The 19,174-nt window shown below is 74.6% G+C and carries 21 protein-coding genes and 1 pseudogene; 14 read left to right on the plus strand and 8 right to left on the minus strand.

Annotated features, from left to right (window positions below):
- Positions 1-11: 11 nt before the first annotated feature.
- From BMY04_RS01055 to BMY04_RS01090, 9 genes and pseudogenes are all read left to right on the plus strand, one after another.
- The gene (locus BMY04_RS01055) at positions 12-800 is read left to right on the plus strand and encodes an ABC transporter permease (RefSeq protein ID WP_091177283.1); all 789 of its coding nucleotides are present in this window, start codon (positions 12-14) and stop codon (positions 798-800) included.
- A 67-nt stretch (positions 801-867) separates the two neighbouring features.
- Positions 868-1,227: pseudogene (locus tag BMY04_RS23735) on the plus strand (ATP-binding cassette domain-containing protein); the annotation flags it as partial.
- Between the two features lie 441 nt (positions 1,228-1,668).
- Positions 1,669-1,857 carry a TOBE domain-containing protein gene (locus BMY04_RS23740; RefSeq protein ID WP_456299021.1) on the plus strand — a complete coding sequence of 63 codons (189 nt, stop codon included), beginning with the start codon at positions 1,669-1,671 and terminating at the stop codon, positions 1,855-1,857.
- 119 nt (positions 1,858-1,976) lie between these two features.
- Complete coding sequence (locus BMY04_RS01065) at positions 1,977-2,459, plus strand: DUF1707 SHOCT-like domain-containing protein (RefSeq protein WP_139209697.1); 483 nt, start codon at positions 1,977-1,979, stop codon at positions 2,457-2,459.
- Positions 2,460-2,568: 109 nt separating this feature from the next.
- Entirely contained in the window at positions 2,569-3,999 is a 1,431-nt protein-coding gene (locus BMY04_RS01070) for a glucose-6-phosphate dehydrogenase (RefSeq protein ID WP_198409870.1), read from the plus strand.
- A 576-nt stretch (positions 4,000-4,575) separates the two neighbouring features.
- Entirely contained in the window at positions 4,576-5,262 is a 687-nt protein-coding gene (locus tag BMY04_RS01075; RefSeq protein ID WP_198409871.1) for a PadR family transcriptional regulator, read from the plus strand.
- Between the two features lie 185 nt (positions 5,263-5,447).
- Positions 5,448-7,184: a dihydroxyacetone kinase family protein gene (locus BMY04_RS01080; RefSeq protein ID WP_091177286.1), complete on the plus strand. Its 1,737-nt coding sequence runs from the start codon at positions 5,448-5,450 to the stop codon at positions 7,182-7,184.
- Between the two features lie 29 nt (positions 7,185-7,213).
- Positions 7,214-7,690, plus strand: coding sequence for a ribose-5-phosphate isomerase (locus BMY04_RS01085; RefSeq protein WP_198409872.1), 477 nt, complete (start codon positions 7,214-7,216; stop codon positions 7,688-7,690).
- A 133-nt stretch (positions 7,691-7,823) separates the two neighbouring features.
- Positions 7,824-8,936: an alcohol dehydrogenase catalytic domain-containing protein gene (locus BMY04_RS01090; protein ID WP_232506020.1), complete on the plus strand. Its 1,113-nt coding sequence runs from the start codon at positions 7,824-7,826 to the stop codon at positions 8,934-8,936.
- A 259-nt stretch (positions 8,937-9,195) separates the two neighbouring features.
- On the opposite strand, the gene BMY04_RS01095 is transcribed toward BMY04_RS01090, so the two are convergent.
- The 3 genes from BMY04_RS01095 to BMY04_RS01105 form a co-directional block, all read right to left on the minus strand.
- Complete coding sequence (locus tag BMY04_RS01095) at positions 9,196-9,765, minus strand: hypothetical protein (protein WP_091177287.1); 570 nt, start codon at positions 9,763-9,765, stop codon at positions 9,196-9,198.
- 202 nt (positions 9,766-9,967) lie between these two features.
- Positions 9,968-10,768, minus strand: a complete 801-nt coding sequence (locus BMY04_RS01100) for a sugar phosphate isomerase/epimerase family protein (RefSeq protein ID WP_091177288.1) — start codon at positions 10,766-10,768, stop codon at positions 9,968-9,970.
- Between the two features lie 57 nt (positions 10,769-10,825).
- Complete coding sequence (locus BMY04_RS01105) at positions 10,826-11,983, minus strand: Gfo/Idh/MocA family protein (RefSeq protein WP_091177289.1); 1,158 nt, start codon at positions 11,981-11,983, stop codon at positions 10,826-10,828.
- A 100-nt stretch (positions 11,984-12,083) separates the two neighbouring features.
- Here BMY04_RS01105 and BMY04_RS01110 point away from each other — a divergent pair, with 100 nt between their 5' ends.
- The gene (locus BMY04_RS01110) at positions 12,084-12,737 is read left to right on the plus strand and encodes a TetR/AcrR family transcriptional regulator (protein WP_091177290.1); all 654 of its coding nucleotides are present in this window, start codon (positions 12,084-12,086) and stop codon (positions 12,735-12,737) included.
- Complete coding sequence (locus tag BMY04_RS01115; protein ID WP_232506021.1) at positions 12,734-13,258, plus strand: DUF1990 domain-containing protein; 525 nt, start codon at positions 12,734-12,736, stop codon at positions 13,256-13,258. Before BMY04_RS01110 ends, BMY04_RS01115 begins: the two co-directional genes overlap by 4 nt.
- A 33-nt stretch (positions 13,259-13,291) precedes the next feature.
- On the opposite strand, the gene BMY04_RS01120 is transcribed toward BMY04_RS01115, so the two are convergent.
- Entirely contained in the window at positions 13,292-14,179 is an 888-nt protein-coding gene (locus tag BMY04_RS01120) for an alpha/beta fold hydrolase (RefSeq protein WP_091177291.1), read from the minus strand.
- Between the two features lie 54 nt (positions 14,180-14,233).
- Here BMY04_RS01120 and BMY04_RS01125 point away from each other — a divergent pair, with 54 nt between their 5' ends.
- Positions 14,234-15,019: an SDR family oxidoreductase gene (locus BMY04_RS01125; protein ID WP_232506022.1), complete on the plus strand. Its 786-nt coding sequence runs from the start codon at positions 14,234-14,236 to the stop codon at positions 15,017-15,019.
- A 127-nt stretch (positions 15,020-15,146) separates the two neighbouring features.
- Here BMY04_RS01125 and BMY04_RS01130 read toward each other — a convergent pair whose 3' ends face one another.
- Entirely contained in the window at positions 15,147-16,025 is an 879-nt protein-coding gene (locus BMY04_RS01130; protein WP_091177292.1) for an SDR family oxidoreductase, read from the minus strand.
- A gap of 77 nt (positions 16,026-16,102) precedes the next feature.
- On the opposite strand from BMY04_RS01130, the gene BMY04_RS01135 reads away from it, so the two are divergent.
- Positions 16,103-16,663 carry a TetR/AcrR family transcriptional regulator gene (locus BMY04_RS01135; RefSeq protein WP_091177293.1) on the plus strand — a complete coding sequence of 187 codons (561 nt, stop codon included), beginning with the start codon at positions 16,103-16,105 and terminating at the stop codon, positions 16,661-16,663.
- Positions 16,664-16,684: 21 nt separating this feature from the next.
- Here BMY04_RS01135 and BMY04_RS01140 read toward each other — a convergent pair whose 3' ends face one another.
- From BMY04_RS01140 to BMY04_RS01150, 3 genes are all read right to left on the minus strand, one after another.
- On the minus strand, positions 16,685-17,404 hold the full coding sequence (locus BMY04_RS01140; protein WP_091177294.1) for a YoaK family protein: 720 nt from the start codon (positions 17,402-17,404) through the stop codon (positions 16,685-16,687).
- Between the two features lie 141 nt (positions 17,405-17,545).
- Positions 17,546-18,025 (minus strand): ester cyclase, encoded by a 480-nt coding sequence (locus BMY04_RS01145; RefSeq protein WP_091177295.1) that lies wholly within the window; start codon positions 18,023-18,025, stop codon positions 17,546-17,548.
- A gap of 80 nt (positions 18,026-18,105) precedes the next feature.
- Positions 18,106-18,468, minus strand: coding sequence for a DUF4267 domain-containing protein (locus BMY04_RS01150; protein WP_091177296.1), 363 nt, complete (start codon positions 18,466-18,468; stop codon positions 18,106-18,108).
- A gap of 104 nt (positions 18,469-18,572) precedes the next feature.
- On the opposite strand from BMY04_RS01150, the gene BMY04_RS01155 reads away from it, so the two are divergent.
- Positions 18,573-19,124 (plus strand): TetR/AcrR family transcriptional regulator, encoded by a 552-nt coding sequence (locus BMY04_RS01155; RefSeq protein WP_091177297.1) that lies wholly within the window; start codon positions 18,573-18,575, stop codon positions 19,122-19,124.
- Positions 19,125-19,174: the final 50 nt, after the last annotated feature.

The raw sequence follows: 19,174 nt of genomic DNA on the forward strand, positions 1-19,174 counted from the left end.
ACCCGGGATCGATGGCTCGCCGCTGGTCGGGCGTACCCCTCTGGGTCTACGTCCCCGCGACGCTCGGGGCGCTCTTCGTGGTGCTGCCCCTCGTCGCCATGGCCACGCGCGTGGACTGGGCGCGCTTCGGCGCGCTGGTCACGAGCCCCGCGTCGCTCGACGCCCTCGGGCTGAGCCTGCGGACGTCCCTGGCCTCGACGCTGCTGTGCCTGGTCCTGGGGGTGCCGATGGCGCTGGTGCTCGCCCGAACGGCGTTCCCCGGCCAGCGCGTCGTCCGCGCCCTGGTGCTGCTGCCGCTGGTGCTGCCGCCGGTGGTCGGCGGCATCGCGCTGCTCTACACGTTCGGCCGGCGGGGACTGCTCGGGCACGCGCTCGAGGTCCTGGGGCTCCAGGTCGCCTTCTCCACGACCGCGGTGGTGCTGGCGCAGACGTTCGTCTCGCTGCCCTTCCTGGTGGTCAGCCTCGAGGGCACCCTGCGGGCGGTCGGGCAGCGCTACGAGACCGTTGCCGCCACGCTCGGGGCGGGGCCGACGCTCGTGCTGCGCCGTGTGACGCTGCCGCTGGTGCTGCCCGGCCTGCTGTCGGGGTCGGTCCTGGCGTTCGCGCGCGCCCTCGGGGAGTTCGGCGCGACGCTCACGTTCGCCGGCAGCCTCCAGGGGGTCACGCGCACCCTCCCGCTGGAGATCTACCTGCAGCGTGAGACCGACGCGAGCACCGCCGTCGCGCTCTCGCTGCTGCTGGTGGCCGTCGCCGTCGGCGTGGTCGGCCTGGCCGCCGGCCGTACGGGGCGGGTGCTCTGAGGTGGCCCTGTCCTTCTCCGCACGGCTCCAGGAGCGCGGGTTCGACGTCGCCTTCGAGGTCGGCGACGGCGAGCGGCTCGCGGTGCTCGGCCCGAACGGCGCGGGAAAGTCGACCCTCCTCGGCGTCCTCGCCGGCACGGTGCGGCCGGACACCGGCCGTGCCGAGCTCGACGGGGAGCCGCTCTTCGACGTGGCTGCGCGGCGCTGGCCGGCTCCCCACCGGCGGCGCGTCGGGCTGCTCGCCCAGGACCCGCTGCTCTTCCCGCACCTCACCGTCCTCGCGAACGTCGCCTTCGGACCTCGCGCCGCCGGGGTGGGCCGCCCCGCGGCCGAGCAGGCTGCGCGGACCTGCCTCGCGGCGGTGGAGGCCGAGCACCTCGCGGGGCGCCGGCCCGCGCAGCTGTCCGGCGGCCAGGCGCAGCGCGTCGCCATCGCCCGGGCGGTGGCGACGGACCCGCGGCTGCTCCTCCTCGACGAGCCGCTCGCCGCGCTCGACGTCACGCTCGCCCCCCTGGTGCGCCGCGTGCTGCGCCAGGTCCTCGTCGGGCGCACGAGCGTCCTGGTCACCCACGACCTCCTCGACGCCCTCCTGCTCAGCGACCGGGTCGTCGTCCTCGACGCCGGTCGCGTGGTCGAGGCGGGCCCGACGGCGGAGGTGCTGCGCCACCCGCGGACCCCGTTCGCGGCCCGGCTCGCCGGGCTGAACCTCCTGCTCGGGACCGCCGGACCCGCCGGCGTCACCACGGCCTTCGGTCTGCACGTCGGGGCGAGCACCGCCGGGCTGCCCGCGGGGTCGCCGGTCGCCGCGGCGTTCGCGCCGTCGGTGGTGTCGGTGTTCGTCGACGCGCCGCACGGCAGCCCCCGCACGGTGCTGACGGCGCGCGTGGTCGAGCTCGAGCCGTACGCCGACGAGGTCCGCGTGACCACCGAGACCACCTCGGGAGAGACGGTGACCGCCGCGGTGACGGCGGCGGCGGTCGGCGAGCTGGACCTCTACCCGGGGCGCGCGGTGCACCTGGCGGTGAAGGCGACGGCGGTCACCGTCTACCCGGTCTGACCCCGTCCGCCAGAGCCGGGCAGGGCGCGTACGACCCGGGTCTCGGGCTGCTCCGACCTGCGTCCCCGGACCGGGCCGAGGCCTTCCGCCGCTGCCGCACGGCGGCGAGGCTGCCGTACGTGGACCAGCTGACGCCCTACTCCCACCGCCCCTCCCCCACCCGCCCGCTCACCCTCGGGCCCGGCGCCGCGCTGCGCGTCGGCGAGGTCGAGCGGGCCGCCGCCTGCGACGCCCTCGCCGACCACTACGCCGCGGGACGGCTCGACCCGGCCGAGCTGGACGACCGGCTCGCCCGCGCAATGGCCGCCCGCTCGCAGGGCGACCTGCGGGTGCTGTTCGCCGACCTCGGTCCGCGCCGGACGCCGCCGCCGGCGCTGCGCGCCGAGCCCGCGGAGCCGGTCGAGACCCGCCCCTCCGGCGCGCTCGTGCCCCTGCTCGCCGCGGTGATGGTGATGGCCCTGCTCGTCGCGGGAGGGATGCTCATGGTCCTCGGCGCGTACAACCCGGCGCTGTTCGTGGGCGCGCTGGTCGGCGGGACGGCGACGGCCGTGGCCGGCGTCTGCGGGACGGTCGTCGCGCGGACGACCTGGCGGCGCCGCTGAGGCATGTCGCCCCCCAGCAGGGCCTCCCGCTGGTGGGCGCCAGGCGTCGTTAGCGTGAGCATGCGTCCGGCACCGCCGGAGGCGTCCACGCCGACCCGCCGGAGCCGTCATGAGCATCTCGTCCGCCACGCCCGACCAGGCCATGTCGGTCCACGGCGCCCCGCTGCCGGACACCCCGATCCGCACGCTCGTCCTGCTCGGCGCGAGCGGCGACCTCGCCCACCGCCTCCTGATGCCCGCGCTCGGCAAGCTGCTCGACGCGGAACCGCAGCGCCGCGACCTGGTGCTCGTCGGCGCCGGGGCCGAGGACTGGGACGCGGCGGCCTGGCACGACCGGCTCGAGGACTCGCTCACCAAGGGCGACGTGTCGCGCGAGACGATCGACGCGCTGCTCGCGACGACCTCGTACCAGCGCGCGGACGTGACGAAGGCCGACGACCTGCGCCGGCTCGTGCAGGCGGGCGAGGCGGCCCCCGCGCTGTACTTCGCGCTGCCGCCGGCCGTCACCGCCAAGGCGTGCGACGCGCTCGTCGACGTCGAGCTCCCCGAGGGCACCGTGCTCGTGCTGGAGAAGCCGTTCGGCACCGACGAGGCCAGCGCGAAGGCGCTCAACGCCCGCCTCGCCGGCCTGGTGCCCGAGGACCGCACGTTCCGCGTCGACCACTTCCTCGGGCGGGCCACCGTGCTGAACCTGCTGGGCGTGCGCTTCGCCAACCGCATCTTCGAGCCCGTCTGGAACGCCGGGCACGTCGCCAGCGTGGACATCGTCTTCGACGAGCCGCTGACGCTCGAGGGTCGCGCCGGCTACTACGACAAGGCCGGCGCGCTGGTCGACATGATCCAGAGCCACCTGCTGCAGGTGATGGCCCTCGTGGCGATGGACCCCGTCGGGTCGGTCTCGGCGTTCGACCTGCGCGAGTCCAAGGCCGAGGTGCTGCGCGCCACCCGCGTCTGGGGCGGGGACGCCGCCTTGGCGTCCCGCCGCGCCCGCTACAGCGCCGGCTCCATCGGCGGTCGGGAGGTGCCCGACTACGTGCACGAGCCCGGCGTCGACCCGGCACGGAACACGGAGACCCTGGCCGAGGTGACGCTGGAGATCGACAACTGGCGCTGGGCCGGCGTGCCCTTCCGGCTGCGCTCGGGCAAGTCGGTCGGGACCCAGCGCAAGGAGGTCGTCGTCACCTTCAAGCCGGTGCCGCACCTCCCCACCGGGCTGACCGGCACCTGCGAGCCCGACCGGCTGCGGCTGGTCATGGGCCCCGACGCCATCGCGCTCGACCTCAACGTCAACGGCGAGGACGACCCGATGGGCATCGACCACGTGACCCTCGACACCGAGCTCAGCCCCGGCCGCCTGCCCGCGTACGGCGAGGTCCTCGCCGGCGTCCTCGACGGCGACCCCCTGCTCGCCGTCCGCGGCGACACGGCCGTCGAGTGCTGGCGCATCGTCGACTCCGTGCTGAAGGCCTGGGCCGCCGACGAGACGCCCATGGAGACGTACGCCGCCGGCACCCAGGGCCCGGAGGGCTGGCCCGTCTGAGCCGGGCCTCGCGTTCCGCGGACCCCGCCCGCCCCTCGCCAGCCAGGTCCCACTGGCCTCAGGTTTTTCACGTTCACGTGAAAAGCCGGTGGTTCCCGCGACAGATGCGCTGCGGGAAGCACCAGCTCTCTGCGGGTACCGGCGCGCGCGTGCGGGCTGACCCCGGCTCGGCGTCCCCGCGCCCCAGGGAGCCGCACGGCCGAACCCCGTCCTGCTGCAGCCGGTCCGCGCAAAAGGAAGCGCCAGCTGAGCTGTCGGGCTGCGTAGGGGCCCTTCGGAGCCAGCTGGCGCTTCCTTCTGCGCAGAACGACCGGCAGCAGCGCCCCTGCGCCCGGCTCGGCCGGTCGGGCGGGTACGGCCTCGCGCACCCTCTGCTGCCGCGCGCAGCCTGCGAGGTGCGCGTCGTGGAGGACGGTGCCGCCTCGCGCCTGGACCGCGGGCGGCCGCCCCTTCCCCTGCACTCCCCGACGTCCCGAGGACAACCCCTTGAAGAACACTCGGAATATCTTCTAGACTATCGGCGATATATCGGTGACGCCGCCACGAGGACGGCGACCAGACAGTCCAGGAGACACCATGCGACACCACTTCAACGCAGCCCCGCAGGGCTTCATCCCGCCCAAGGCCTTCCGTCGGATGGCCGCCATGGCCGCGGCCGGCGCCGAGGGCTTCGGCCCCGGTCGTGACGGTGGCCCCGGCTTCGGCCCCGGCTTCGGTCCGGGCTTCGGCCGTGAGGGCGACCGCGACGGCGGCCCGGGCTTCGGCCCCGGTCGTGGCTTCGGCGGCGGCCACCGCGGCTTCGGCCCGGGTCGCGGCTTCGGCCCCGGCGGCCCCCGCGCCCGCCGCGGCGACGTCCGCAGCGCGATCCTCGGCCTCCTCGCCGAGGGCCCGTCCAACGGCTACGGCCTCATCAAGGCCATCGCCGACAAGACCGACGGCGCCTGGAAGCCGAGCCCCGGCTCGGTCTACCCGACGCTGGCCCAGCTCGTCGACGAGGGCCTCGTCACCAAGGAGGACGGCCCGCGTGGCGCGTACTCCCTGACCGAGGAGGGCACGGCCCACGTGGCCGAGAACCGCGAGTCGATCGACGCCGCGCTCGACAACGCCCGCGAGGGCGGGGCCGGCTCGGACCTGCGCGACGCCGCCCGCAAGCTGATGGGCAGCCTGCAGCAGTTCCGCGGCGCGAACGCCGACCAGCAGGCCCGCGCCAAGGAGAAGGTCGACCAGCTCCGCCGCGAGCTGTACGGCATCCTCGCCGAGTGAGCTGAACCGCTCGGTGCACGTCCCCGAGGGGGTGGTCGGTCCGCCGGCCACCCCCTCTGGCGTCGGGGTGCCGCACGGGCGCCGGAGGACCGCCTGCACGATGGTGCCTGGAGCGCGTGCCGGACCGGGGTCGTGAGCACCCCGTACGCCTCCCGCCCCGCCCGCCGACGTCAGAGGAGACGCCCGTGACCCACGTCTACGACGACCCCGCCGCCTTCAAGGACGACGTCCTGGCCGGGTTCGCGCTGGCCTACCCCGACCACGTCCAGCGGGTGCCCGACGCGTCCGGCTTCGTCCGGGCCGGTGGGCCGCTCGAGGGCAAGGTGGGCCTCGTCATCGGCGGCGGCGCCGGCCACTACCCCTCGTACAACGGGGTGATCGGCACCGGCTTCGCCGACGCGGCCGTCCTCGGCGGACTCTTCTCCTCCCCCTCGGCCGAGCAGGTCTACCGCGTCTGCCGCGCGGCGGACGGCGGCGCCGGCGTGGTCATGGGCTTCGGGAACTACGCCGGCGACCGGCTGAACTTCGGCGTCGCGGCCGACCGCCTCCGCGCCGAGGGGATCGACACCCGCATCGTCTACGTCACCGACGACATCGCCTCGGCGCCGCCGGCCGAGCAGGGCGACCGGCGCGGCATCGCCGGGACCTTCACCGTCTACAAGATCGCCGGCGCGGCCTCCGAGGCCGGCCTCGACCTCGACGGGGTCGAGCGGGTGATGCGCGCCGCGAACGCGGCCACCTTCTCCTTCGGCGTCGCCTTCGACGGCTGCACGATGCCCGGCGCCGGGGAACCGCTCTTCCACGTCGAGCGCGGCCGGATGGACTTCGGGCTCGGCATCCACGGCGAGCCGGGCATCACCTCCGACGCGTGGATGCCGGCACCCGACCTCGCCGCCAAGCTCGTCGAGACCGTCCTCGCCGAACGGCCCGCCGACGCCGACGGACGCGCGGCGGTCCTCGTGAACGGTCTGGGCGCGACCAAGTACGACGAGCTCTTCGTCCTCTTCGGGCTCGTCGCCCCGCTGCTCGAGCAGGCCGGCGTCCGCCTCGTACGCCCCGAGGTCGGCGAGCTCGTCACCAGCCTCGACATGGCGGGCTGCTCGCTCTCGGTGACGTGGCTGGACGACGAGCTCGAGACCTTCTGGACCGCGCCCGCCGACACCCCGGCGTTCCGCCGCGGCACCCCGGCGACGAGCACCCGCTTCACGACGCACCGCCAGGTGAGCAGCGAGTCGGCCCGGACCACCGTCGCGGAGGCCACCGAGGAGTCGCGGGCCGCGGCCGAGGTGGCCCGCCGGGCACTGGCCGCGCTCAGCGCGACGGTCGAGGAGCACAAGGACGAGCTGGGCCGCCTGGACGCCGTCGCCGCCGACGGCGACCACGGCATCGGGATGTCGCGCGGCGCCCTGGCGGCCACCGAGGCCGCCGACGCCACCGCGGCCCAGGGCGGCGGGGTGCAGAGCGTCCTCGCCGCGGCCGGCTCGGCCTTCGGCGACAAGGCCGGCGGCACCAGCGGGATCCTCTGGGGCCTGCTGCTCGACCGCACGGGTCAGCAGCTCGGCAACACCGACGCCGTCACGGGCGACGCCCTCGCGCACGCCGTCCGCAGCGCCGCCGACCAGCTCAAGGAGTTCAGCGGCGCCGACCTGGGCGACAAGACGATGCTCGACGCCCTCTTCCCCTTCGTCGACGCCCTGGTCGGCGCGGTCGACGCGGGCGAGCCGGTGGGCACCGCCTGGCCGGCCGCGGCGCGCACCGCGACCGAGGCCGCCCGCGAGACCGCCGCGCTCCGGCCGAGAGTCGGTCGGGCGCGCCCGCTGGCCGAGCGCAGCGTGGGTACCCCGGACCCGGGCGCGGTCTCCCTCGCGCTCATCGTCACCGCGGTCGGGGACGTCCTCGCCGACGCCCCCGTCCGCTCCTGAACCACCACCTGAGGAAGAAGGTCGATCACGTGCCCGAGGGCATCCGTCTCCTGCTCGGCGGCGACAGCGCCGGCTACCGCTACAAGGACGCGCTGCTGGCCGACGCGCGCGAGGACCCGCGCGTGGCCAGCGTCGAGGACCTCGGCGTCAACGAGTCCGACCCCACCGCCGGCACCTACCCGTCGGTCGCGATCGCCGCGGCGACCAAGATCATGAAGGGCGAGGCGGACCGGGCGATCCTCGTCTGCGGCACCGGCATCGGTGTGGCGATCTCCGCCAACAAGGTCAAGGGCATCCGCGCGACGGTCGCGCACGACTCGTTCAGCGTCGAGCGCTCGATCCTGTCCAACGACTGCCAGATCCTCACCCTGGGCGAGCGCGTCATCGGCCTGCAGCTCGCCCGTCGGCTCGCGCGGGAGTGGCTCGGGTACGCCTTCGACCCGTCCAGCCACTCGAAGGCCAACGTGGACGAGATCGTCGACTACGAGGACAGCCTGACCGACTGAGGCGACCGCCCGGTCGGTGCGGACGCGGGTCCCTGCGGCCGCGCGCCGGGCGGTGGTTAGCGTGGAGCCGTCTTCCCGCGCCCGGTCCGGCTCCCGCCTGCCCGCGCACCACCCCACCAGAGAGGTCCGCCCGATGACGTCCGAGGCCACCCAGACCACGACGAGCAGCGCGCTCCCCGAGACGATGCAGGCCGTCGTCTGCCACGGGCCGGAGGACTACCGGATGGAGGAGGTGCCGGTCCCCCAGCCGGGCCCGGGCGAGGCCCTCGTCCAGGTCGAGGCCGTCGGCATCTGCGCGAGCGACCTGAAGTGTTACCACGGCGCGGTCAAGTTCTGGGGCGACGAGCACCGCACGGCGTACGTCGAGACCCCCGTGATCCCCGGTCACGAGTTCGTCGGGCGGATCGTCCAGGTCGACGACGCGGCGGCCGCCAAGTGGGGCGTGTCGCCGGGCGACCGGGTCGTCGCCGAGCAGATCGTCCCGGACTGGACGTGCCGCTACTGCCTCGACGGGGCGTACCACATGTGCGCGACCCACGACATCTTCGGCTTCCGGCACGCCACCCCGGGCGCGATGGCGTCGTACATGATCTTCCCGGCCGGCTCGCTCGTCCACAAGATCAGCGCCGACCTGCCGCCGGCCCACGCGGCCTTCGCCGAGCCGCTGTCGTGCGCGCTGCACGCGGTCGAGCGGGCCCAGCTGACCTTCGACGACGTCGTCGTCGTCGCGGGCTGCGGACCGATCGGCCTGGGCATGATCGCCGGCGCCAAGGCGAAGAACCCCAAGCTCGTCGTCGGCCTGGACATGGACGACACCAAGCTCGGCATCGCGCGGGCCACCGGCGCCGACGTGACGATCAACATCGCCTCGGAGGACGCCGTGGCCAGGGTCCTGGAGCTCACCGACGGCTGGGGCGCCGACGTCTACCTCGAGGGCAGCGGGCACCCGTCCGCGGTCGGCCAGGGCCTGAACCTGCTGCGCAAGATGGGTCGCTACGTCGAGTACAGCGTCTTCGGCGCGGAGGCCAGCGTCGACTGGACGATCATCAGCGACGACAAGGAGCTGAACGTCCTGGGCGCCCACCTCGGCCCCCACACCTGGGGTGCGGCGATCCGGCTGATCGAGTCGGGCGCGCTCCCCCTGGACCAGATCTGCACCCACCAGCTCCCGCTCGCCGACTTCCAGCACGGCCTCGACCTCGTCGGCAGCGGCAAGGAGTCGATCAAGGTCAGCCTGATCCCCTGACCCGCTGACCCGCTGACCTCTGCCTCCGCTTCGGTTCGGCACGTACCGGGGCCCTGCATCTCACGACAGCGTGAGATGCAGGGGCTCTGCCGCACCGGCAGGGCGAGAAGAGCACCCGCAACCGGGGACAAGTGCCGCCGGCGAGCCTCGCCCATCGGCGATGGCTGGATGTGGCGTGCTCGCCCCCTCGGCCCGGCTCGCTCCGGGCTCAGGGGTCGACCGGCAGTCCCGGATCGACGCGGAGGCAGGAGGTACGCGGCTACGACTTCTTGAGCGTCAGGCTCGCGTTGGGGAGGGTGACGGCGGCGGTGCCGGCGGCGTCGTCGCAGGTGACCTGGGCGGTGACGCCCTTGCCGAGCAGCTGGCCGGCGAGCTCGCTGGCCGAGCGGGTCCGGGTGAAGCCGAAGCCTTTGATGCTCACGTCGCCGTCGGCGCTCTTCGTGGTCAGGCGCAGCGCCGAGGGCTCCCCCGCGTACGTGCCGCTGATCGTGCCGTCGAAGCGCAGCTGCGCGTTCGTCGGGCCGATGTCCACCGTGACGGGCTGGGCGCCGTCGGAGCTGATGGTGAACGTCCCGTCGGTGAAGTCGGCGTCGATGTCGCCGCCGGTGCCCTTGCCGATGGCGGCCGCCTCGCCGCGGCCCTCGAGGCCGGTCACGCGGTAGGACCCGTCCGGGCAGGCGCCGGCGGACGCGGTCTCCGACGGGGTCGGCGACTCGAACGTCACGGTCGGTCCGGGGGTCTGCGCGGGCTCCGGGGTCGCCGAGCATGCGGTCGCCAGCAGCGCGGCGGCACCCGCCACCAGCAGCCCGGCCCTGACCACGATCACCACGTACGCACCTCCGTCTCGGGCGTCAGCGTAGGTGACCGGCCCCAGCCCTGCGGGCCTTCCGGGCGATCGGGCACCACCGACGAGCGGGCCTGACGCGGCCCGCTCCCGGCCCCGGACGCAGCAGCACCGGGCACCGCCGGCCGTCGAGCGTCCCCCCTCGGTGCTCGACGCGGCCGCCGGTGCCCGGCGCCGGTCTGCGTGCTCAGCCCTCGAGCTGGCCCTTCAGCCAGGCGTAGCTCTGGCGGATGCCCTCGAACGTGTCGCCCTCGTAGTGGTCGTACTCGATGACGGCGTACTGCGCGCTGCTCGCCGCCTTGAGCGCCTCCGCGAGCGGCACGTCGCCGGTGCCGGCCGGGGCCTGGTCCTTCGGCAGCTGCCGCGAGGTGATGCCCTCGCGCATGGGCCCGTCCTTGACGTGCACGGCGACCACGCGGTCCCCGAGACCCTGCAGCAGCCGGACCGGGTCGACGCCGCCGGCGGTGGCCCAGTAGAGGTCGACCTCGAGCAGCACCGACTCGTCGAGCAGGCCCGCGAACACCTCGAGCGCCGACCGGCCGTCGATCTTCGAGGAGAGCTCGTGGTCGTGGTTGTGGTAGCCGACGCGCAGGCCCTGCTCCGCGGCCTGGGCCGAGACCTCGTTCAGCCGCTCGGCCGTGCGCTGCACGTCCTCGCGCGTCTGCCACTTGGCCAGCGGGACGTGCGGGTCGATGACGACCTCGACGCCGAGGGTCTTGGCCGCGGCGAAGACCTCCTCGGCCGGCGGGCGGGTGAGCAGCCCGTCGGGCGTGTTCGCCGTCTGCTCGACGAGGACCGCGTGCGCGGTCGGCGAGCGGAGGCCGTAGCGCTCGAACGACGCCTTGAGCGCGTCCGCGCGGCGGACGAAGTCGAAGGCCTCGACCGTCGTCAGGCCGGTCTCCGCGAGCTTGGCCAGCGAACCGTCGAGGTCCTGGTCGAGCTCGTGGTGGATCGAGTACAGCTGCACCGAGATCTCGGGCTTGGGCATGGTGGTGCTCCGTCCTGCGTTGGGGAGTCGCTGCGGTGGGGGTGTGGCCCGTACGGGTCAGAGGGTCGAGGCGAAGGGGTCGAAGTCGTCGGCCACCAGCGGCACGCGGTCGACCCGGCTCTCGACGTCGACGACCCGGCCCTCGCGGACGGAGTCCTCGATCGCGAGGAGCGTGTCGAGCACGTGGTACGCGAGGTCGCCGGACGCGAGCGGGCGGCCGCCCGTCCGGGCGGCACGGGCGAGGTCGAGGACCCCGAGCCCGCGCTCGGCGTACACGCCCTTGACCTCGACGTCCTCCCAGGTCTGCGGGGCCGAGTTGACCTCGCGCACCTCCTCGGGGGTGGTGGCGTTGCCGAGCACCGGACCGCGGGCGATCCGGACCTCGCCGGTGAAGCGGTTCGGGTCCGGGACGACGAGCGTGCCCTCCGTCCCGGTGATCTCCACGACCCCCTGGCGCTTGAGCGGGGACTCGAAGCTGAAGAGGCTCTGGCTGACGCCGCCGTCGACGTAGGAGGCGATGGCCGACACGAAGGTCGGGACCGTGACGTCGAAGGTCTGACCCGTGCGCGGGCCCACCTGCACGGAGCGCTGGCCGCGCCCGATGCCGCCGAAGGCGGCGATGCTGCCCACCGAGCCGAAGACCTGCACCAGGGTGGTCAGGTAGTACGGGCCCATGTCCAGGACTGGGCCGCCGCCGGGGGCGAAGTAGAAGTCGGGGTTCGGGTGGAAGATGTCCGGCCCCGCGTACTGCATGACGGTCTGGGCCGACAGGGGCTCGCCGATGTCGCCGCGGGCGATCGCCCGGCGGGCGCTCTGGACGCCCGGGCCGAGGACGGTGTCGGGCGCGCAGCCGACGAGGACGCCCGCCGCCGCGGCCTGCGCCAGCAGCTCGCGCCCGCTCTCGCGGTCGGTGCTGATCGGCTTCTCCGACCAGACGTGCTTGCCGGCGGCGACCGCGCGGCTCGCCACCTCGGCGTGGAACGCGGGCAGGGTCAGGTTGACGACGAGCTCCACCTCGGGGTGCGCCAGCACCTCGTCGGGGCTGCCCCAGGTCGGGATCCCGAACCGTTCGGCCTGGGCGCGCGCGACCTCGGTGTTGAGGTCGCCGAGGGCGACCACCTTCACGTCCGGGAACCGGGTCAGGTTCTCCAGGTAGGTCGTGCTGATCATGCCGGTGCCGATGAACCCGACGCCGACGGGACCGCTGGAAGCCATCGTTCTCCTCGTCCGCTGCACGGCCGCCCTGGCCGTCGCTTCCCACGAATACTAACCACCTGCTAATTTTTCATGCAACGCGGGGTCGAGGGGGTGAGCGGTGACGGTCGGACCGGGTACGACCTCGGACGGACGGGTGGAGCAGCAGGGCGTCGTGCGCCCCGGGCGAGGCCCGTACCGCAAGGGGGTCGAGCGCCGCTCGGCCATCGTCCGCTCGGCGACGCAGGTGTTCGCCGAGCGCGGCTACCACGGTGCCTCGCTGCGCACCATCGGCGAGCGCGTCGGGGTCTCCTCGGCCTCCCTGGTGCAGTACTTCGGCACCAAGGAGGGCCTGCTCGCCGCGGTGCTGGAGGAGTGGGCCCGCGAGAGCCGCCCGGCCGGGATCGACGGGCTGCGCGGGCTCGACTGGATCCGCAGCATGCGCGAGGCCATGCTCTTCAACGCCGACCACCCCGGCCTGATCGAGCTGTTCCTCACGCTCACGGCCGAGGCCACGAGCCCCGACCACCCGGCCCGGCCCTTCGTCCAGCAGCGCTACGCCGCGGTCGTCGCCGAGCACGTCGTGCACCTGCGGGAGGCGGTCGCGGACGGGGAGGTCGCGGCCATGGGCGACGCCCAGCTACGGCAGGAGGCCCGGCTGTTCGTCGCCGCGATGGACGGCATCGAGCTGCAGTGGCTGCTCGACCCGGCGGTCGACCTCCTCGAGCTCTTCGACCGGCTGCTCGCTCAGACGCTGAGCCGCTGGGCGCCGTGAGCCGCGCGCGGGACCTCCGGTCGCTGGGAGCGCTGCGGCTCACCTACCCCGAGGTCGGGGCCACGGCCGATCCCCTGCCACCGGGGTACCACCATCTCGACGTCCGCCGGACCGTCGGCCAGGGACGCGCGTGGTTCGACGTCGCGACCGCACGGCTGCTGGCCTGGGAGGTTCAGCGTCGGGCCGGCGTCCGCGTCACGGCCGCGGGCGACGTCGCGCTCGGCGCCCGGGCGGTGCTCACCCTCGGCGTCGGGCCGGTCCTCGTCCGCGCCCCGGTCGAGGTCGTCGCCCTGACCCGCGAGGCGGAGCGGGTCGGCTTCGCGTACGGGACGCTCGAGGGCCACCCGGAGCGAGGCGAGGAGCGCTTCGAGGTGACGCTGGTGGGTGACGTCGTCGAGGCGCGCATTCGGGCGTTCTCCGTGCCGGGGCGCTGGTTCACCCGGCTGGCCGGACCCGTGGGACGCGGCCTGCAGCAGCGGATGACGGAGCGCTACCTCGCCGCCCTCACCGCGCCGCACTGACCCGCTGGCGACGGCCGCGCCCGGCGTCCCGGCTCAGCGGTGGGCGGCGAGGTGCGCCAGCACGAGGTCGGCCACGGCGTCCGGCGCCTCCCGCTGCGGGAAGTGCCCGACGCCGTCGAGCACGACGCGCCGGTAGGCGTCGAAGTGGTCCTCGAGCCCCTCGGACTCCGACGGCGGGTCGCACGTGTCCGCGGCGCCCTGCACCATCAGCGTCGGCACCGTCAGGTGGTCGACCTGCGCGACCCGGCGGCGCAGGTCGTCGTGGCGGGGGTCGACCGGCTCGTCGGCGAGGAAGCGCGAGAGGTAGCCGTTGAGCGTCGTGGCCGGCCAGTCCGGGTGCCGGAACGCGGCGTCCGCCGTCGCCTCGAGCTCGGCCTCGTCCCACCAGCCCGGCGGGCTCCACGTCTCCCACTGCCGGCGCGCGAAGCCGACGGGGTCCTCCCGCACGGCCTGCGCGCCCGCGTCGACGTACATCAGCCACTGGTACCAGAAGTTCTGCGCCTGGGCCCACGACGGGAAGCGGAACTCGCCGCGCGGCTGGTACGCCAGCGCGAGCCCGGCGATGCTGCTCAGCCGCTCGGGCACGAGCGCGGCGAGCACGTACGCGACCCGTGCACCCCAGTCGTGCCCGACGACCGCGAACCGATCGAGCCCGAGGCCGTCGGCGAGGTCGAGCACGTCGGCCGCGAGCGCGTACGCCGTGGCGTCGCGCACCGTCTCCGCCGACCGGAAGCGGGTGCCCCCGGTGCCCCGCCAGTCGGGCAGCAGCACCCGGTGCCCCACGTCGGTCAGCCGGCGCGCCACCGGCGCCCAACCGCGGGCGGCGTCCGGCCACCCGTGCAGCAGGAGCACCGGGTCGCCGTCGCGCGGGCCCTCGTCGGCGTACGCGAGCTCGAGCGCGGCGGTGGTGAGCGTGGGCACGCGCGGAGCGTAGCCGCGCACCGGGCCCGAGGGCCCCGGTGGTGGGATGGGCCGGTGCCCGTGCCCGACGTCCCCGCCCTGTTCGACCTGACCGGGACGGTCGTGCTCGTGACCGGCTCCAGCCGCGGCATCGGGCGCGCGCTCGCCGAGGGGCTGGCCGGGGCGGGGGCGACGGTCGTCCTCAACGGTCGCGACCCCGAGCGGCTGGCGCGGACCCGCGACGAGCTGGCCGCCGAGCTCGGGGAAGGCCGGGTGCACGCGTACGGGTTCGACGTCACCGACGCCGACCAGGTCGAGCGCGCCGTCGCCGCGGTGGAGGCCGAGGTGGGCCCGGTCGGGGTGCTGGTCAACAACGCCGGCGTGCAGCACCGCGTGCCGCTGGTCGACCTCGACGTCGCCGACTGGCGCCGGGTCGTCGAGACCGACCTGACCAGCGCCTTCCTCGTCGGCCGTGCCGTCGCGCGGAGCATGATCAGCAGGGGGCGCGGCAAGATCATCAACGTCGCGTCGGTGCAGTCCGACCTCGCGCGGCCCGGCATCGCCCCGTACACGGCGGCCAAGGGCGGGCTGCGCACGCTGACCCGCGCGATGGCCGCCGAGTGGGCCGGCTCGGGCGTGCACGTCAACGCGCTCGCGCCCGGCTACCTGGCGACGGAGATGACCCAGGCGCTCGTCGACGACGAGCAGTTCACCCAGTGGGTCGTCGGCCGCACCCCGGCCCGGCGCTGGGGCACGACCGCCGACCTCGTCGGACCCGCGGTCTGGCTCGCGTCCCCCGCCTCCGACTTCGTCGACGGGCAGACGGTGTTCGTCGACGGCGGGATGACGGTCGTCGTCTGAGCCCCCGCCCTCCGTCCGCCAGCCACTTGCCGCTCACCGGGTGGCGTCTGCTCGATCTTGCCAAGTCTGCGCGCTTCGCAAGGCGCGCAGGCTCGAGAAGGTCGAGCAGACGTCGGGCAGACCGCCCTCAGGCCTGCGGGGTGAAGTAGGCCTCGTCCAGGTCCTGCAGGAGGCCCGGCCCGGTCGGCTCCCAGCCGAGCAGCTCGCTGGTCAGGGCGTGCGACGCACGGACGTCCATCGCGAACATCCGCGCCATCCAGCCGAAGTGCTCCTCCGCCGCCGCGCCGGGCTCGACGGCGGTGACGGGCAGGCCGAGGTGGCGGCCGATGGCCTCGGCGATCGCGCGCGTCTCGACGCCCTCCTCCGCGGTCGCGTGCAGCGTCGATCCCGCGGGCGCCGACTCGACGGCCAGCCGGAACAACCGGGCGGCGTCGGAGCGGTGGACGGCCGGCCAGGTGTTGCGCCCGTCCCCGATCGTCGCGGAGACGCCCTGCCGCTGCGCGATGCCGATCAGCGCGGGCACGAACCCGTGGTCACCGGCCCCGTGCACCGTGGGCGCCAGCCGTACGGCGGACGCCCGCACCCCGCGCCCGGCGAAGGCGAGGGCGGTGGCCCGGTGCGCCTGGGCGGGTTCGTCGCGCTCGGTGACGACCCGGCCCGCGGGCAGCCCGAGGACGCCCGACGCGGTGACGAGGGCCTTGCCCGTGCCCTCCAGCGCCTCGGCCATCGCGGTGATCGCGGTCGCGTCGGTGACGCCGGCGGCGGCGAAGTTCGCGAAGTCGTGGACGAAGCCGAGGTGGATGGTCCCGTCGGCCTCGCTCGCCCCGCGCCGGAGCACGTCGAGGTCGGCCAGCTCGCCGCGCAGGACGTCCGCGCCGGCGGCGGCCAGCCGTTCGGCCGAAGCGTCAGAGCGCGCGAGGCCCACCACGGTGTGCCCCGCGCCGAGCAGCTCGGGGACGACCGCCGAGCCGATGAAGCCGGACCCGCCGGTGACGAAGACGTGCATGGTTCCTCCTCGATGTCAGTGACTGACATGAGCGTAGCACCGTGATGTCAGTAGCTGTCGTCGCCTAGGATCGCCTCATGGGTCGCTGGCAGCCGGACGCACGGAGCCGGCTCACGCAGGCCGGGTTGGCGCTGTTCGAGGAGCGCGGCTACGACGCCACGACCGTCGCCGACATCGCCGCGGCCGCCGGGCTCACCGAGCGCACCTTCTTCCGCCACTTCAGCGATAAGCGCGAGGTCCTCTTCGACGGGTCCGTGGCGCTGGCCCAGGCCATGGTCGAGGCCGTCGAAGATGCCCCGCCCGAGGCCTCGCCGCAGGAGGCCGTCCGGGCCGGGCTCGGGGCGAGCGCGGCGTTCTTCGCGGACCGCCGCGCGCACGCCGGCCGTCGCCAGGCCGTGCTCGCGGACAACCCCGTGCTGCTCGAGCGCGAGCTGATGAAGCTGGCGACGCTGACCGACGCGCTCCGGGGTGCCCTCCGGGTGCGCGGCGTCGACGAGGCGACCGCCACGCTCGCCGCCGAGGTCGGGGTGCTCGTGTTCCGGGTCGGCTTCACCCGCTGGCTCGAGGAGGACCGCCCGCTCACGGAGCTGTTCGACGAGACGTACGCCGCGGTGCAGGCCGCCACCACCGGAGCCTGACCCCTCCGGTCGGGCGCGACCTCAGGCTCGCGGAACCGCCCAGTCGGGCTCGCCCCTGCTCGCGGCCGCTGCGGCGACCAGCGCCGCCGCCGTGACGGCGACCACCGCCACGAGGGCTGCCGGCACACCCTCGCCGAGGACCAGGAGGGCGCCGACCAGGGCGCCGACCAGCATGCTCACGACGGCGACGACGCGTCGGGCCGCCGTGGCGAGGTCACCCCGGCGGAGGTCGGCGCCGATGCCGGTCAGGGTCATGGTGAGGACGGTCGTGGTCATGTCCGGCACGGCGAGGTGGCGCACCACCGAGTTCTGGACGCCGAGGGGGAACGCCGCCACCCCCAGCACGGCCAGCTGCACCGCGAGGTCCGCCAGGTCGGGGGTGATGCCCAGCGCGACCAGGAACAGCAGGAGCTGCGCGAGCAGCGCGTTGCGCAGGAGCCGCCCCCGGTGGCCGGCGAAGCGGCCGATGAGGAACCCTCCCACCGCAGCACCCAGCAGGAACGTCACCAGGGCGACGACCGAGCCGAGGAGCGAGAAGCCCGGGGCCCCGGCGAGGGCGAACCCGATGAAGACGACGTTGCCCGTCATGTTCGCCACGAAGACCCGCCCGAGCCGCAGGATGCTGATCGCGTCGACCAGCCCGGTGCCCAGCGTGAGCAGCAGCAGGATCGCGGGGAGCGGTCCGTGGCGAGGGTGCCCCGTCCAGCTCGCGAGCGTCGGTCGCGACGTCGACCCAGGCACCGGTGCGACCCTCCTCGTCCTGAGCGAACCCTCTGCCCCAGGAACCTACGACGAGGGCCACGGGCCGTGGGCGCCGGCTCCTCGGTGGCCGGCAGGAGCAGATCAGGGTTGGATCCGGCCGCCGGCCGGAGCCGGCGCCGCTCAGCTCCAGGCGCGGTGCGTGGGCGCGTCGGCGGGCGCGTCGAGCTGGGCCATCAGGCCGGCGAAGTCCTCGAGGTGCCAGGTGGCGACGATCTTGCCGTCGCGGACCTGGTGGACGTCCATGGTGCGCATCTCGATGCGCCGGCCGGTGGGCTGGACGCCCACGAACGCGCCCTGGTGGGTGCCGCTGACGGTGTTGCGGACGGCGACCTTGTCGCCCTGGACGATGACGTCCTCGTGGGTGACGGCGTAGTCGGGCATGGCGTGGCGGAACGCGGCGATCTGGCCGGCCATCCCGCCGGGTCCCTGCTCCTGCCCGGGGGCGAGGGGGACGTCGATCCACTCGGGCGCGAGGACCTCGTCGTACGCGCTGGTGTCGCCGGTGCGGAAGGGCTCGTAGAAGCGGCGGACGACCGCGGCGACGGTCGCGTCGTCCGTGGTGGCGGTGGTCGGGTCGGCCTGCTGGTCGGGCGTGCTCATGGTCGTGTCCTTCCGCTCGGTGGGTGCGGGGCGGGGCAGCGCGGTGGGTGTGGTGCGGGGCGGAAGGAGCGAGCGGCTGGTCAGCCCAGGGCGAGGACGAGGCCGGCGACGACGAGGACGAGCGCGGTCGAGGCGTGGACGCTGAGCGCGTGCCGGAGGGTGCCGCCGTTGGTGACGACGATGATCGCGTCGCCGACCGGGGTGATCGTGGCGGCCAGGAGCGCCCAGCCGAACACGTGCGGTCCGCCGGCGGCGAGGACCACCAGGGGCACGATGCCGGAGGTGATGTCGCGGACGCCCTTGGTGCTGGTGAAGGCGCGGGGCCGGTCCTGCGGGACGCCGAAGCCGGCGGTGGCGACCGCGGGCGCGATGAGGAAACGGGCGCCGATGAAGAGGATGAAGAGGCAGCCGGCGATGGCGACGACGAGTGCGGCGATGGACATCTGGGGAACCTTCCAAGGTTGTCTAACAACGTTGTGTAACGACGCTAGCACACGATGTCGTCGGTTCGCTAGCGTCGTTACGTACTTCTGCTAGGTTGCGGGTCGTGGCTCCTCGACCCGCTCCGGACCTCGACCTGCGGCGGGACCGGATCACGGGCGCCGCGCGGAGGGTGGCGGAGGCCGAGGGGTGGGAGGCGGTCACCATGCGGCGGCTCGCCGCCGAGCTCGGCGTGACCCAGCCTGTCCTCTACTCCGCCTTCCCCGCGGGCCGGCAGGCGCTGCTCGACGCCGTGGCCCTGGCCGGGTTCAGCGCGATCGCGGACGCCCTGGAGGCCGTCGAGGCCGAGCCGCGCGCCCGGATGCGCGCCTACCTCGACTTCGCCCGGAGCAACCCACGCGTGTACGACGCGATGTTCTCCATGCCGACCGGCATGGCCTTCGGGACCGGCGACGGCCCCGAACCGCTCCGCCGTGCCTTCGCTGCCGTCCAGGCCGCCGTGGCCGATCGCGACGAGGTCGAGGCCGAGGTCGTCTGGGCCACCCTGCACGGGCTCGCCGCCCTCGAGATCAGCCGGCGCCTGCCGGCGGTCCGGGCCGAGGCCCGCCTGGAGCGCGCGGGCACGATGATCACGGAACGCCGGTCGACGGCGACCTGAGCGGCACGTGGCCGCCGGAGCGGTCCTCGAGGCCACCGTCCGCCTGGACG

Source organism: Microlunatus flavus (genome assembly GCF_900110855.1).
Classification (GTDB): Bacteria; Actinomycetota; Actinomycetes; order Propionibacteriales; family Propionibacteriaceae; genus Microlunatus; species Microlunatus flavus.